General features: G+C 56.8%; 12 protein-coding genes. 5 read left to right on the top strand and 7 right to left on the bottom strand.

Annotated features, from left to right (window positions below; genetic code table 11):
• Nucleotides 1-23 precede the first annotated feature (23 nt).
• The 3 genes from ACFPDR_RS02390 to ACFPDR_RS02380 all read right to left on the bottom strand — a co-directional run bounded on the left by ACFPDR_RS02390 (nucleotide 24) and on the right by ACFPDR_RS02380 (nucleotide 4,180).
• Complete coding sequence (locus tag ACFPDR_RS02390; RefSeq protein WP_035270399.1) at nucleotides 24-353, bottom strand: c-type cytochrome; 330 nt, start codon at nucleotides 351-353, stop codon at nucleotides 24-26.
• 195 nt (nucleotides 354-548) lie between these two features.
• Nucleotides 549-1,694 carry a copper-containing nitrite reductase gene (gene nirK, locus ACFPDR_RS02385; RefSeq protein WP_009458792.1) on the bottom strand — a complete coding sequence of 382 codons (1,146 nt, stop codon included), beginning with the start codon at nucleotides 1,692-1,694 and terminating at the stop codon, nucleotides 549-551.
• 206 nt (nucleotides 1,695-1,900) lie between these two features.
• Entirely contained in the window at nucleotides 1,901-4,180 is a 2,280-nt protein-coding gene (locus ACFPDR_RS02380; RefSeq protein ID WP_035270396.1) for a nitric-oxide reductase large subunit, read from the bottom strand.
• 306 nt (nucleotides 4,181-4,486) lie between these two features.
• Here ACFPDR_RS02380 and norR point away from each other — a divergent pair, with 306 nt between their 5' ends.
• Both norR and ACFPDR_RS02370 read left to right on the top strand, forming a co-directional pair.
• Nucleotides 4,487-6,028, top strand: coding sequence for a nitric oxide reductase transcriptional regulator NorR (norR, locus tag ACFPDR_RS02375; RefSeq protein ID WP_376910425.1), 1,542 nt, complete (start codon nucleotides 4,487-4,489; stop codon nucleotides 6,026-6,028).
• A complete protein-coding gene (locus ACFPDR_RS02370) occupies nucleotides 6,021-6,719 on the top strand; it encodes a Crp/Fnr family transcriptional regulator (protein ID WP_009458784.1) in 699 nt (232 codons plus the stop codon). Before norR ends, ACFPDR_RS02370 begins: the two co-directional genes overlap by 8 nt.
• A gap of 8 nt (nucleotides 6,720-6,727) precedes the next feature.
• Here ACFPDR_RS02370 and ACFPDR_RS02365 read toward each other — a convergent pair whose 3' ends face one another.
• The 3 genes from ACFPDR_RS02365 to ispB all read right to left on the bottom strand — a co-directional run bounded on the left by ACFPDR_RS02365 (nucleotide 6,728) and on the right by ispB (nucleotide 10,197).
• Nucleotides 6,728-7,531: a formylglycine-generating enzyme family protein gene (locus tag ACFPDR_RS02365; protein WP_052159303.1), complete on the bottom strand. Its 804-nt coding sequence runs from the start codon at nucleotides 7,529-7,531 to the stop codon at nucleotides 6,728-6,730.
• 217 nt (nucleotides 7,532-7,748) lie between these two features.
• The gene (gltS, locus tag ACFPDR_RS02360) at nucleotides 7,749-8,978 is read right to left on the bottom strand and encodes a sodium/glutamate symporter (protein ID WP_035270394.1); all 1,230 of its coding nucleotides are present in this window, start codon (nucleotides 8,976-8,978) and stop codon (nucleotides 7,749-7,751) included.
• Between the two features lie 253 nt (nucleotides 8,979-9,231).
• Nucleotides 9,232-10,197: an octaprenyl diphosphate synthase gene (gene ispB / locus ACFPDR_RS02355; RefSeq protein ID WP_009458758.1), complete on the bottom strand. Its 966-nt coding sequence runs from the start codon at nucleotides 10,195-10,197 to the stop codon at nucleotides 9,232-9,234.
• A 173-nt stretch (nucleotides 10,198-10,370) separates the two neighbouring features.
• Between ispB and ACFPDR_RS02350 the strand changes: the two genes are divergently transcribed.
• The 3 genes from ACFPDR_RS02350 to ACFPDR_RS02340 are packed head-to-tail and all read left to right on the top strand — an operon-like array spanning nucleotide 10,371 to nucleotide 12,953.
• Complete coding sequence (locus tag ACFPDR_RS02350) at nucleotides 10,371-11,237, top strand: ATP-binding protein (RefSeq protein WP_009458756.1); 867 nt, start codon at nucleotides 10,371-10,373, stop codon at nucleotides 11,235-11,237.
• On the top strand, nucleotides 11,230-12,231 hold the full coding sequence (locus ACFPDR_RS02345) for a Nudix family hydrolase (protein ID WP_083054679.1): 1,002 nt from the start codon (nucleotides 11,230-11,232) through the stop codon (nucleotides 12,229-12,231). Before ACFPDR_RS02350 ends, ACFPDR_RS02345 begins: the two co-directional genes overlap by 8 nt.
• Complete coding sequence (locus ACFPDR_RS02340) at nucleotides 12,228-12,953, top strand: hypothetical protein (RefSeq protein WP_022983621.1); 726 nt, start codon at nucleotides 12,228-12,230, stop codon at nucleotides 12,951-12,953. Before ACFPDR_RS02345 ends, ACFPDR_RS02340 begins: the two co-directional genes overlap by 4 nt.
• Nucleotides 12,954-13,287: 334 nt before the next feature.
• On the opposite strand, the gene ACFPDR_RS02335 is transcribed toward ACFPDR_RS02340, so the two are convergent.
• Nucleotides 13,288-14,763 carry an efflux transporter outer membrane subunit gene (locus ACFPDR_RS02335; RefSeq protein ID WP_238441740.1) on the bottom strand — a complete coding sequence of 492 codons (1,476 nt, stop codon included), beginning with the start codon at nucleotides 14,761-14,763 and terminating at the stop codon, nucleotides 13,288-13,290.
• Nucleotides 14,764-14,768 lie beyond the last annotated feature (5 nt).

Below are 14,768 nucleotides of genomic sequence, written 5' to 3'. Positions count from 1 at the left end.
TCCAGCCTGAAAAAGCCAGCGCCTTAGCTGGCTTTTTCAATCATGTAGCGCACAACGCTGCGCAATTGTTCATCGGTTGCTTTGGGTGCTGCACCGCGTGGGGGCATGGCGCCCTTGCCGTTCAGCACAACTTGCATCAAGGCGTCTTCGCCTTGGGCGATCAGGGGCTCCCAACGAGCCTTGTCACCCAAACGAGGGGCATTGGCCATACCCGATGCATGACAGACCATACACGAAGACTTGTACAGCTTGAGAGCTTCGTCCGAGTTGGCATGTGCTGCAGGTGCGGCGGCCAGCAAAAACAAAGCGGCCATTGCGGAGTACATCATGGTGGCGGGGCGATAGGTTCTCATGGGTTTACCCTTTAAACAGTCGGCATGAATGCATGCCTGGCTGATACTTCGTTTTCTGTACAAGAGGCCCGTTTTTCATGGTTCGAACCTCTTGCGTTTTCACTAGCTAATCACTTTTCAATAACTGCCTTGAAGCCCGGCGGAATTGATAAGTGCTTCTGGTCCTCAATTCCGCGTACCAGGTGCCAACCCTGCTTAGCCCTTGATCGGGCCGGGAGGGCTGACTTGCTTCATCAGGTCGTCGTTCCATTCGCCTTCGACCAGAACGTGACCTGCTGCGCCCAGTTCCATGGCTTCGATCAGGTTGTGGTTCACATAGGCGTACACACCAGGCTGCTTGAAGGTGTAGAGCGCCACACCGGCCGAACCGCCGCGAATGAACCAGGTTTCCAGGTTCTTGGCAGGTGGATCATCAAACTTGCCCAGTTCCCAAACCCAGTCACCGTGACCACCGATCAGGTGAGGACGGGTGTCGCGGTTGGCCTGCGAGTGAATGAACAGCACGGTTTCACCCACGTTGGCCTTCATGGCACCGTCGCCCATCAAGGCACCGACCTTGCCGTTGAACACCACGTGGCTGGGGATCAGACCACGCATGGCTTCCAGGGTGTCGCCATAGCTTTCAGCCGAGGAACCATACTTTTTGAAGTTGCCCTTTTCATCACGAGGGATGTAGAGGTCAAACTCGCCAATGGTGTAGACACGGTCGTAATGCAGCGAGTTGCCCGCCGAATCCTTCAGGCCGTCGCGTGGCAGCACCATGACGGTACCGTGCATGCCCTGGACCACGTGCCAGGCTACCGAGCCTTCGGGTGCGCAGTGGTACACAAACGTACCGGTACGGTCGGCCTTGAAGCGCAAGGTGGCTTGTTCGCCGGGGTTCACGTTGGTCAACTTGGCACCGCCCAGCGCGCCAGTCGAGGCGTGAAAGTCGATGTTGTGCGGCATGGTGTTACTGGCCGGGTTGACCAGAGTCAGCTCCAGGTAGTCGCCTTCATGCACAACCATGGTAGGGCCGGGCATGGAGCCATCAAACATCATGGCGTGCATGGTGGTGCCATCGCGATCAACCACGATCTCTTTTTCCACGATGCTCATGCGGAACTCCACCACGCGAGGCTCGGGACCTACTTTCTGTTCGTGCTTGTGGACCATAGGAGGCGCAACCAGATCCACCTTGACCCGCTCCAGCTTGGCGATCTGGGCTTCTGTACGCGCGGCCAGCCAGGGCGCGTTCTTCTTTGGTGCAGCCGTCTCGCGGGCTTGTACTTGAGCCGCCAGCAAAGTCGTTCCTGCGGCGACACCTAGGCCAGCACTTTTCAAGAAATGACGACGTTCCATACTACCTCCGGTTTGATCCAGGCGTGATGCCTGCTGATTAAATGTTATTCAGATCTAACAGTTACAGGATGTATTGGACCGCAATCAGACTTCCCGCTCTTTGCTGCAGCGCAAGCATCTCGCATAAGCAACAAAAAAAACCGCCCGAAGGCGGTTTTTTTCATAGACGGAATCTCACAGAAAAAACAGACCGTCCTTAAACAAGATCACGATGCTTTTACTGCACCTGCAGCATTGGCAGCGGCACCGCGACGGCCAGCCATGATACGTACCCAAACCTGCTGGAACACAATCAATGCACCGGCAATGAACACAACGTCACCCAAGGTACGCCACCAGCGCAGGGATTGCAGGATAGGCTGCTGCATGAACTCTTCGCTACGGGCATACCACATGCCTTCCGAGATGCTGGCCCAGGCCTGAATAATCCCGGCTGGCAGCAGGCTGACGAACATCATCAGCACCAGACCCAGGTTCAGCGTCCAGAAGCCCCAGCTCATCAGGCGATCGTTGTAACGAACCTCGGGCGAGATATAACGCACCACCAGCAAGACAAAGCCCAGAGACAGGAAACCATACACACCGAACAAGGCTGCGTGAGCATGCAATGGCGTGGTGTTCAAACCCTGGATGTAGTACAGCGAGATAGGTGGGTTGATCAGGAAGCCAAACACACCAGCACCCAGCATGTTCCAGAAGGCCACGGCCACAAAGAACATGACAGGCCAACGCAGATCACTCATCCAGCTGGCTTGTTTCTGCATCTTCCAGTTATGGAAAGCTTCGTAGCCCAGCATGATCAAAGGCACCACTTCCAACGCGCTGAAGGAAGCACCAATGGCCATGATCGGCGTGGTCGTACCCGAGAAGTACAGGTGGTGCAAAGTACCAGGCACACCACCGACCAGGAACAGCGAGGCCGCTGCCAGACCCGCAATCGTGGCACTACGCTTGGAAACCAGACCCAAGGTCAGGAAGATAAAGCCCATGGCAACCGTTGCAAAGACCTCGAAGAAGCCCTCAACCCACAGGTGAACCACCCACCAGCGCCAGTACTCCATGATGGTGATATTGGTGTGCTCGCCATAGAACAAGCCGGTACCGTAGAACAGACCAATGGCCACGGTAGAGATGGTCAACAGAACCAATAAATGGTTGTCGCCCTTGTCACGACGCAAGGCAGGCCACATGCCACGCAACATCAGCAGCAGCCAGAAAGCCAGGCCAATGAACTTGATGATCTGCCAGAAACGGCCCAGATCCAGATACTCATAACCCTGGTGACCGAACCAGAAGTTCAGCTCGGGGGGCAGGATGTTTTTGATGGCCAGGAAGTTGCCGGCAAAAGAACCAATAAAGAGTACAACCAGAGCGCCGAACAGAACGTCCACACCCAGACGCTGAAACTTCGGATCCTCGCCCCCATTAATCAATGGCACAAGGAACAGACCAGCGGTCAGGAAGCCACTGGCAATCCACAAAAGGGCTGCCTGAATATGCCAGGTACGGGTCAAGGAGTAAGGGAACCACTGCGACACGTCTATGCCATAGAACATCTGGCCTTCAACCGTGTAGTGCGCCGTAAAGCCGCCCAGGAAGACCTGGATGACAAACAGGGCAACCGTCAGGAAGGCATATTTTTTCAGGGCACGCTGCGAAGGGGTCAGGCGAAATGCCAGAACCGGATCAGTGGCCGGTGCAACAGGGGCTTCCTCTTCTTTGTGCGTAAAGGCCCAGATCCAGACCAGCAAACCAATACCGGCCAGCAAGAGCACGATACTGACAATGGACCAGACGATATTGGCCGTGGAAGGATGGTTATCCACCAAGGGCTCATGTGGCCAGTTGTTGGTATAGCTGACGGTAGTGCCAGGACGCTCCGTTACCGTGGCCCAGGACAGCCAGAAGAAAAAGCGGGTCATGTCCTGACGGCGCTGCAGCTCTGGCAAGGTGTTGTCCTTCATGGCGAAGCTTTCGCGGCTGGATTTCAGCTCGGGCGCATCACCAAACAGGTCGATGTAATACTGGGCAGTGGTGTCGATGGCCTTGGCGCGGCGATCGCTGATCTGCAATACGCCCGTCGCTTCATCAATGCGGTTAGGACGGTATTCGTCCTGCAGTTCCTGCCGCAAGGTGGCCTGCTGACTGGATGTCAGCTGATCATAGTTCAGCGAGTAGGTTTGCTGGGCGGCCAGATCCAGCCAGGCCAGAGCCTCCCGGTGCAGCCAGTCGGCGCTCCAGTCCGGGGCCTGGTAGGCCCCATGCCCCCAGATCGAGCCCAGCTGCATACCGCCAGTACTTTGCCAGGCGGACTGGCCACGATGTATCTGTTCCTGTGAGGTAAATTCACGGCCATCCGGTGTGACTACCTTGACGGGCATGGGGGGTGCCTGACGATACACCTCCACACCTGTCCATCCCAGGATGGCAAAGGTGACCATGGTGACTGCCACCAGGGACCACCATAGTTTTTTATAGCTACGCATTTTCTTCTCCGTCTCGCTGATGAATCAAACGACCCAATCCAAACAAGTCCTGGCAGGACCCAGTTACCTGGTCAAAACCTGTTTGGGTACGGCCCCGGAACGGGGGACGGACCGAAGTACACGCCTTGTAGCGATGTTCTGCTAAGTCGGGGGTCATGTCATAGTCCTTAAAAATGTATGACAAAACATCTAAAGCAAAGACCGTGCCAAGTCCTGGACGACATAGATCAAAGGGTTGCCGTCAGCCTGGGTATAAACTACCTCGACAAAACTGGGTATTTTTCACCATAAGGGTATTTTTCACCCATGCTAGATCTCTTGATTTCCGACCTTGCCACCGAGATTCCGGGACCGTTACGCCTGCAGCGCATGGTGCATTTGCTGGCACGGCACTTTGGCTGTGATGCGGCGGGTTTGCTGAAGCTGGACGACACGGTGCTGCGCATTGTGGCGGCCAGTGGTCTGGGCCATGACACCCTGGGGCGTCACTTTGTCATTGCAGATCACCCCCGACTGACGCGGATCCTGAACTCCCCCAGCCTGACCCGCTTTGAACCCAACTGTGCCCTGCCGGACCCGTATGACGGCCTGCTTGATGACAAGCTGGGCCAGCCCCTGCCGGTGCATGATTGCGTGGGAATTACCTTGCAAGTCCAGGGCACGCCCTGGGGCATTCTGACGCTGGATGCCTTGCGACCAGGGACGTTTTCAGCCCCCACGCTGGTGGAACTCAAGCACTGGTGTCTGGTGTTGGAAAGCGCAATTCGCATCAGCGAGCTGGAAGAAGAAAACCGCAGCTTGCGTCTGCTCTCCACCTTGCCGCCCGATTACCTGTCGCGCAATAACTCGGCCGCCATCATTGGCAACAGCAAATCCCTGCTGGAGGTCATTCAATTGCTGGACACGGTGGCCACCTCCGAGCTGCCTGTGCTCTTGCTGGGTGAAACCGGCGTGGGGAAGGAGTTATTTGCACAACGCCTGCATCAACGCTCACCACACCACAACAAACCCTTGATCTACGTGAACTGCGCTGCCCTGCCCGAGTCTCTGGCAGAAAGCGAATTATTCGGGCACGTAAAGGGAGCGTTCTCGGGTGCCCATGAGAATCGTGCCGGGCGCTTTGAAGCCGCCCAGGGCGGCACCCTGTTTCTGGATGAAATCGGCGAGTTGTCTTTGACGATACAAGCCAAGCTGCTGCGTACTTTGCAGAACGGCGAGATTCAGCGCCTGGGGGCGGACCACCCCATCAAATTGAATGTACGTCTGGTTGCTGCCACCAACCGTGATCTGAGCCAGCAGATCGCCCAAGGTGGTTTCCGGGCGGACTTGTTTCACCGTCTGTCGGTTTTCCCCCTCACGATCCCCGCCTTGCGCGAGCGCCATCAGGACATTCTGCTGCTGGCAGGCCACTTTCTGGAAACCAACCGTTCTCGTTTGGGATTGCGCGGAATTCGCTTATCCCCCGACGCAGAAGCCGCTTTACTGGCTTATCATTGGCCAGGTAATGTTCGCGAACTAGAACATTTAATCAGTCGGGCAACCATCCGCCTGCTGGTCGATACGCCAGATCGTAACCAAATATTTACGCTTAGCGCCGATAATCTCAATTTGTTACCTTCTACCCACCAGCCTGTCGCAGCGACCAGTACGGCTATTGGCTCACCTCGCCCATCCTTGCGTCAGTCCGTTGAGCAGCTGCAAAGCCGGCTTATTCGGCAAGCTCTGGATGAGACTGACGGTAACTGGAGCCAGGCTGCCCGGCAGCTAGGCATAGACCCCAGCAATCTGCACAAGCTGGCCAGCAAACTAGGGCTTAAAACCCGCTCAGAAAGCTTAAGTGATGACTGACATATCCTACCCCTCCTTGTTAGCCAGCCTGCCCGTTTTCTCCCAGCTGGACGCAGCCAGCATTAACGAACTGTGGCAAGAGGGACGCCTGATCCACTACGACAAGGACAGCCAGGTCTTTCGTCAGGAACAAAGCAGCGACCACTTTTTTGTTCTGCTGCAAGGCCTGATCAAAGTCGTACGCACCATGCCCAATGGCTCACAACTCCTGGTACGTTTTGCCTTGCCCGGCGACGTGATTGGCATTGCCCCTGCCCTGCGCCGTCGCAACTATCCGGCAACCGCCATTAGCGTAACCACCAGCGCCGCATTAGCCTGGCCTGAAAAGTCCTGGGACAGCCTGACGCAACGCTTTCCTTGCCTGCTCAGCTCTGCACAAGACACGGTCGCGCAACGACTAAGCGATGCCGATGATCGCCTGCTGGAAATTCATAGTCTGGAAGTGGAGCAGCGACTGGCTCACAGCCTGCTGCGCTTGATTCGTCAGGTGGGCCAAAGCGGTGCACAAGGGACGTCCTTGAGTATTCCGGTAACCCGGCAAGATCTGGCTGACCTGGCCGGAACCACCTTGTACACGGCCAGCCGCGTCGTCAGCAGCTGGGATCATCAAGGTTTGATTCTGGCAGGCCGCAAGCAAATTACGATTGCGGACCTGGACAAGTTTGCACAAGCGGTTCTGGAACGCGGCTAAGCGCGGGTTTAGTCTTCAGTGACCAGTCGCAGACCCAAGTAACGCGGTGGCACACCCACCGAACACGCCCCGGTTTTTGGGTCGCGAATAAAGTCGGGCATCACCGCAATGTGCTCGCCCCCCAGGGTACGGACACCGCAGTTTTCCAGGCGAGACTCTGCGCGTGGCATGCTGATACGGTGTACCCGGACATGGCAGGTATTGGTCCATTCAGCCACCTGCCCGCCCGCATCAAACACCCCATAAGCATTGGCAACGCCCTGCCCCAAGGGTGCCAAGGGAACTTCCTGTTCCTGCTTGCGTTTGTAGCTCTCCTGATACTCCTGCAGCCACAAGGCAGCTTGCTCGTTTTCGTCCAGACCGCTTTGGGCCGACTCAGGCACTTTCTGGTCTGCGAAATAGCTCCACTCCAGGTAATCCGGCAGACGGAATTGCTTGCCGGTGCGCTCACTTAACCAGGCGGCGTAATCCTGGCCGTCTTGCCAGCTGACACCGACCACCGGCATATTCTTGGCCTGTCCTTGGCCCACCGCATCGGCAGCTTTACAACGCTCGGCACGAACGCACTGATCGTACTCAAACTGACTGACCTGATACTTCATGGCTTTCAAGGTGGGAACAGGAGCGTACATCACCGTGTCGGATGCAATCAGACGCCCATCCAGCAAGTATTCACCGGCCTGCATAACTTCACGCGCCGGACCGGCCACTTCAACCAGCTCGGGCAAACCCGCTGGATTGCTGGGCTCGCCAGACGAACATCCGGCCAGAATGGCCACTAACAGCACGGATCCCACTACATGGCTTCGCATTGCGCACTCCCTAAAGACAAGCACAATTGAAGCCCAAGCGCCTGCAGGCGTCCTTGCGCCAAGGCAAACAGAGTCCTTAAGGACTCAAAAATAGAAGCGATCCAAGATTCACGATTCAACAACACAGGTAAAAAGAAAGCCCCTGGGACCGGATATCGATCCAAGGGGCTGTCTGACAAGGGCCGCGATATTGCTGATTGCGCCCACTTCTCGGTACTTAAGTCAGAAAATTCACAAAACCGGTAATGATCACGGCATTGAAGAAGTCGATGAACAAGGAGCCCACCAGCGGGATTACAAAGAAGGCCTTGCGTGATGGACCATTGTCTTCCGTAAAGGCCTGCATATTCGCCATGGCGTTAGGCGTTGCGCCCATACCAAAACCACAATGACCAGCCGACATCACCACAGCATCGTAGTCCTTGCCCATGACCTTGAAAGTCACGTAGCTGGCAAAGAAGAACATCAGCACCGTCTGGGCAATCAGGATGATCAACAGCGGGCCCGCTACTTCAGCCAGCTCCCACAGCTTCATCACCATCAGCGCCATGACCAGGAAGAAAGCCAGGGACACATTGCCCATGGTTTCAAACTCTTTTTCCGGCAAGCGATAACGACGCCAGTCGATCACATTACGGATGATGGCTGCCACCAGCATGGAGCCCAGGTAGGCTGGCAACACAATGCCGCGCTCGCCCAACCATTCAATGATGACACTGCCCACCCCAATCGCGATGGACAACAGGACTACGGCGTAAACCGGCATTTCAAAGCCACCATCGTCAACCTTAACGGTTTCCTTAACCGTGGTTTCCACCACATGAGGCGCATCTGCACCCTCATGCTGACGACGATGACGACGGTGTGGAGCAGGGCCGTCGATATTGTATTTTTTCATCAAGCGCTTGCCCAAGGGGCCGCCGATGACACAACCCATTACCAGCCCCCATGTCGAAGCAGCAATGGCAGCAGGCAAAGCCCCAACAGCACCGGCATTTTCCAGCATTGGACCAAAGGCAGCCGAAGTACCGTGGCCCCCCGTCATGGAGATCGAACCAGCGGCCAAACCCAGCAAGGGGTTAGCGTCCATGAGGGTCGCCAAGGTCACGCCCATCACGTTCTGCAAAATAATCAGGACAACCGCGCAGCCCAGGAACAAAGCAACGGCCAGACCACCCTTTTTCAGCAACTCGAAGCTGGCTGAAAAACCGATGGTCGTGAAAAAGGCCATCAGCAAGAAATTGCGTATATCGTCGTTAAACGTAAAGTTGAACGAGCCGGTCTGATGTCCAACCAAGGCAATCAAGGCAAAAATCAATCCGCCGATAATGGGGCTGGGAATAAAATAGCGGGCCAATACAGCAACGCGATTCTTTATATATTCTCCCAGCACGAGAAAGACAGCCGCCAAACCTACCGTTTGCGCGATATCGAGCTGAATGTTCATCTATCCGTTCCTTACATCTTTGGAATAAGGGGCCTGCACCTTTGTGTCTGACAGAGGCTTCAAACCAATTTGTTCAAATAGGCATGTCTATCGTCGCTACTTCGTCCTTGTGGGACAAAGGCATGACCACCAACAGCGTAGTAAAACCGAGAAAAATAACATGAACAGGCGCCTAATGACGCCAATTTCCCTGAATCGGCCCGCTTTATTACAAAAAAACCCGCCATGTGGCGGGTTGGGAAAGGCTGGAGACTTAGCGGTCGCGCTCGATGGAAAACGCGCACAAGCTCAGTAATACCTGCTTGAATTCGCTCTCGGGAACATCAGCCAAGGCCTGAACAGCCAGCTGGGCTTCTGCCTTGGCCGCTTCACGGGTATAGGCCAAAGCATCGGTTTGCTCGATAGCCTGTGCAACAGCGGCAAAATCCGCATCACCGGTTTCAATGGCCGACTTGATCAGTTGAACCTGCTCGGGTGTGCCAACTTCCATGACACGGATCAGTGGCATGGTGGGTTTGCCTTCGCGCAGATCGTCACCCACGTTCTTGCCCAAGGCCTGGGCATCACCGGTGTAATCGAGGACGTCGTCGACCAATTGGAAGGCGGTACCCAGGTGGCGGCCATAGGCGGCCATGGCTTCTTCCATTTCAGGCGAAGCACCGGCCACAATCGCCCCCACTTGCGCCGCCGCTTCAAACAGCTTGGCTGTCTTGTAGCGTACGACTTGCAGATAACGTTCCAGGGAAACGTCCGGGTCGTGTACGTTCAGCAGCTGCAAGACCTCGCCTTCGGCGATCACCGTGGTGGCTGCCGACAGCACGGCCATGGCCGGCATGGAGTTCGACTGCACCATCATCTCGAAGGAGCGCGAGTACAGGTAGTCGCCAACCAGCACGCTGGCGGCATTACCGTAGACCGCATTGGCCGTGTGGCGACCGCGTCGCATATCGGATTCATCGACCACATCGTCGTGCAGCAAGGTGGCGGTGTGGATGAACTCCACCACACCTGCCAACAGATGGTGCGTGCTCCCCTGATAAGCCAGCGCACGGGCTACCAGCAACAGCAGCGCAGGACGCATGCGCTTGCCGCCAGCACTAACGATGTATTCGCCGATTGTGCGTATCAGCACCACATCCGAATTCAAGCGCTCACGAATGACGACATCAAGAGCCTTCATGTCGTCGGCAATAGGTTCAATCAGGGTGGACAGGTTCAAAACAGAATTCCGGACGAGTAAGGGAGGGGGCCGCTATCGGCCAACCGTAACTTGATGATTATACGATTTTGAATCGCTTTGGGCCTATTGTTACGCGTCAAGCACAACAGTGATCACAGAAAAAGGGGCCAAATTAGCGATAATAAGCATTTCAACCTGAAACGGAGACTGTCTTGAGTTCGCAAGACCTTAGTACCCTGATCAGCCGGGCCGAGCGGGTTCTCGCTCAACTGGAAGCCTGGCTGCCCCCTGCTCCACCCCCTATCAACTGGGATTCCATTGCTTTTCGCTGGCGTACCAATGGTTCGCGCGGCTGGCTTGAAGGTGTCCAGCACGTAGCCACCATCCAGACCGAAGACCTGCATCATATCGAACGCCAAAAGGGCATTATTGAGCGCAACACCCGCCATTTCCTGGCAGGCAAACCGGCCAATAACGTCTTGATGACAGGTGCTCGCGGTACGGGCAAAAGCTCGCTGGTCAAAGCCATGCTGGCCAAATTTGCCGATCAGGGCCTGCGTCTGATCGAAGTGGACAAATCCGATCTGGGCGACCTGGGCTACATCATTGACCTGATCAGCACCCGCCCCGAACACTTCATCATCTTCAGCGACGACCTGTCCTTTGAAGAAGGTGAAGCCGGTTACAAGGCGCTTAAATCCGTGCTGGACGGCTCGCTGGCCTCCCCTGGCGACAATGTACTGATCTACGCCACGTCCAACCGACGTCACCTGATGCCCGAGTACATGAAAGAGAACCTGAGTGCCTCCACGTCTGCAGACGGCGAGATCCACCCTGGTGAAGCCGTTGAAGAAAAGGTATCCCTGTCCGAGCGCTTTGGACTATGGTTGTCGTTTTACCCCTTTAAACAAGACGACTACCTGGACATTGTGTATTACTGGCTTGGCGCTTTGGGTTGCCCTGCAGAACACATCGAAAGCTCGCGTATGGAAGCCTTGCAATGGGCTCTGGAACGTGGCTCTCGCTCCGGCCGGGTAGCACGTCAATTTGCTAGAGATTGGACCGCTAGACATGTCTAAACCCACGTTGGAAGTGGCCGTTGGCGTTTTACTGAACCAACACGGCCAAGTGCTACTGGGAAAACGCCCAGCCGATAAACCCTGGCCGGGCTGGTGGGAACTGCCAGGCGGCAAGATTGAGGCGGGCGAGAGCGTCATACAGGCGCTGGTACGGGAACTGCGCGAAGAACTCGGCATTGAAACCACCCACGCACACCCCTGGGTTACCTATACACACGAATACCCCAAGAATTTCGTCAAACTCTCTTTCTGCCTGGTGCGGGAATGGGAAGGCGAACCCCAGTGCCTGGAAGGCCAAGAGCTTGCCTGGGTCAACCCTAAAGGTCCTTTGGAAGTCGGCCCTGTACTGCCTGCTACCGAACCGCCGCTTAAATGGCTGCAACTGCCCGAACGCTATCTGATTACCAACATCGACGAGCCGGCCCGCTTACCCGCCTATCTGGAACAACTGGAACAAGCCCTGCAACAAGGCCCGGCCTTGGTCCAGTTTCGTGAGCCAGCCTGGGCTGCCCGGCCCGATGCCGAATTCCATTTGCACCAAGCGTTCCTGCAAGTTGTGAACCTGTGCCAGCGCTACCAAGCGCGCTGCCTGGTCAATAGCCTGCACCCCGAGAGCTGGTGGGACCATGCCGATGGTGTGCATTTGCGCGCCAGCGACGCCCAAGCCCTGTCCGCGAAATGCCACGACACCCTGACGACATTTCCCGCAATCAGCAAAGGCCTGATCGGCATGTCCACGCACAATGAAAGTGATATTGAAATAGCCCGCAAAATCCAGGCGGACTTTCTGGTTCTGGGCCATGTCCTGGAAACCTCCTCCCATCCCGGCGATCCCGGCATGGGCTGGGCCCGTTTCGCCAGCCTGGCGGAACAGGCTGGACTACCTGTGTTTGCCATAGGCGGACAATCGGCCAAGACCTTGGCTGACGCCCGCAACCACGGTGCACACGGTATTGCCGGTATACGCCACATGCTGGACAACGACCCGGCATGACGCCACACGTCACTATTTCGGAACACGAAGGCGTACGCTACCTGCACCTGGGCTCTGCCTGGGTGCAGGGTGCCATGCGCCTGGATGCTCCCGATCAGCTAGAGCTGCACTACATTCGTCAAATGATGATCTGGACCTTGTTCCAGACCGATCCGCGCCGTATTGCCCAGCTTGGCCTGGGCGCAGGCAGCCTGACACGCTTTTGCTACCAGCACTTCCCCCAGGCGCGCATCGACGCCGTGGAAATCAACCCGGAAGTGGTGCAGGCCAGTCGCCTGCTATTCAATCTGCCGCCCGACGACGAACGCCTGAACGTGCACACGGTAGACGCGCTGGACTATCTGGATGCCGTCTACGGCGAGCTGGATGTGCTGCAAATTGATGTGTACTCCGACCAGGCCGAACACCCTGCCCTGGAAAGCGCAGCTTTCTATCAGGCCTGCCGCAAGGCTCTGGGGCCACAAGGACTGTTAACGGTGAATTTGCTGGGCTCGGAACTGGTCCATGCGCGCAATCTGCATGCGCTGCAAGAGAGTTTCCCGGCCGTGGTCTGGTTACCTGAAACCCATGATGGCAATCTGGTTGCCCTGGCCTTTGCTGACCCGCCGCAAATTGATTTTGATGATTTGTACCAGCGGGCCGAAGAAATCCACGCCACCCTGGGCTTGGCCGACGGCGAGGAATGGGTTGACGGACTGTATGCCTGGATGGACCAGGACTGAGGCGGTTTCCGCGCACTATCAAGCAAGGAATGAGCCGCTATTGAACTACAAGCAAGCAAACTGCAGCCCAAAGCTTGGGCGGTAATCCAATCCTTGCTTGGTCCATACGAAGCAAACCGGGCGTTGAAGCTCCGGCCCAGCCAGGCCGGAGAGCACGGTGAAACGGCCAAACCAAACCAAGCGCCAAGAAGTTCAGCCAACGCCGAACCACATCAAACCAAACTAAACCAAACTTGATTAAGACCAGATTGGATCGGATCAGGTCAGGTCAGGTCAGGTCAGGTCAGGTCAGGTCAGGTCAGGTCAGGTCAGATTAGTGTAGGTCAGGCCGAACCTATTCTGCTTTAGCGGCTGGATCAGCTTCCACCGCGTTCGGCTCTTCGGGATTCAGACCTGTCGCTACATCCCAGCCACCGCCCAAGGCCACCATCAGCTTGACCGCCGCCCGCAGGCGTTGAGACTCCAGATCCAAAGCCTGCCGCTCGGCCGACAGTGCCGTAGCCTGGGTTTGTGCCAGACTCAGGAAATCCACCAGACCAGCATCAAACTGATTGCGTGTCAGCCGCAAGGACTCGCGTGCCGCGGCCAGAGAACGCGCCTGGCTGGCTTGCTCCAGCTCCAGGCCATTGCGTTCAGACAAGGCATCTTCCACTTCCTTCAACGCATCCAGCACCGTCTGACGGTAGGCAGCCAATTGTTCGTCATAGCTGGCCTCGGCCTGCTCGACTTGCGCACGGCGTGCCCCAAAATCCAGCAAAGTCAGGGCAAAGGCTGGGCCCAGGGACCAGACACGCGCGGGTGCCGTCAGCCATTCGCTAAGATCACTGCTGCTGAACCCTCCACTGGCCTTCAGGCTCAGACTGGGAAACCAGGCAGCCTTGGCCACACCAATCTGGGCATTGGCCTGCGCCATGCGACGCTCGGCACGGGCCACATCGGGGCGACGTTCCAGCAAACTGGATGGCAGACCCACCGGAATATCCGGAGCAACAGGCCAGGGCGCATGAGGCACCACCTCAAACTGGGAAGGTGCGCGGCCTACCAACACAGCCATCGCATGCAGGTAGGTGGCCTTCTCGCGATTCAAGGCCAAGCGCTGGGTGCGAGCCCCCTCTAGCTGGCTTAAGGCTGCAGCCACATCTCCCGGTGCCGAAAACCCGGCGTCCAGGCGATTCTGATTGATTTGCAAAGAACGCTCGTACGCGGCCACGGTTTCATCCAGCACTCGCTCGCTGGACTCCACACTGCGGTACTGCAAATAAGTCTGTGCCAATTGAGACTGCAGGCTCAAGCGTGTAGCAGCCATATCCGCAGCACTGGCTTGCAGGCCAGCATCACCTGCTTCTACCTGACGGCGAATCCGCCCCCACAAGTCCACTTCCCAATTCACCGTGATGCTGGCGTCATAGGCGCTGCTGCTTTGGCTGGTATCACCCGACCCACTGCCACGCCGTGTCGTGCCGACCGAACTGCCTACTTGCGGGAACTGGGTCGAACGCGTGTTGGACAGGGTGGCCTGCGCCTGACGAACGCGTGCCTGTGCCTGCTGCAAAGTGAAGTTCTGCTCGTTCAGGCTTTGCATCAGGGTGTTGAGCACGCCATCGTTGAAGCTCTCCCACCAGGGGCCGCGGTCTTTCAAATCAGCCGGTTCGGCCTGCTTCCAGGCCGTGGACCGTACCTCTTCCCTGAAGTGCTCGCCCACCGGCGCTTCGGGCCGCTGATAATCAGGGCCAACAGCACATGCGGACAGGAGCAGCACCATCCCAGCCAGTGCGAAGCGCGGAAGAATCATGGCGTTAGAAGTAGGCATATCAG

Source organism: Alcaligenes sp. GCM10023179, from assembly GCF_042653705.1.
Classification (GTDB): domain Bacteria; phylum Pseudomonadota; class Gammaproteobacteria; order Burkholderiales; family Burkholderiaceae_B; genus Alcaligenes; species Alcaligenes phenolicus.
This window is presented reverse-complemented; position numbering and strand designations above follow the sequence as displayed.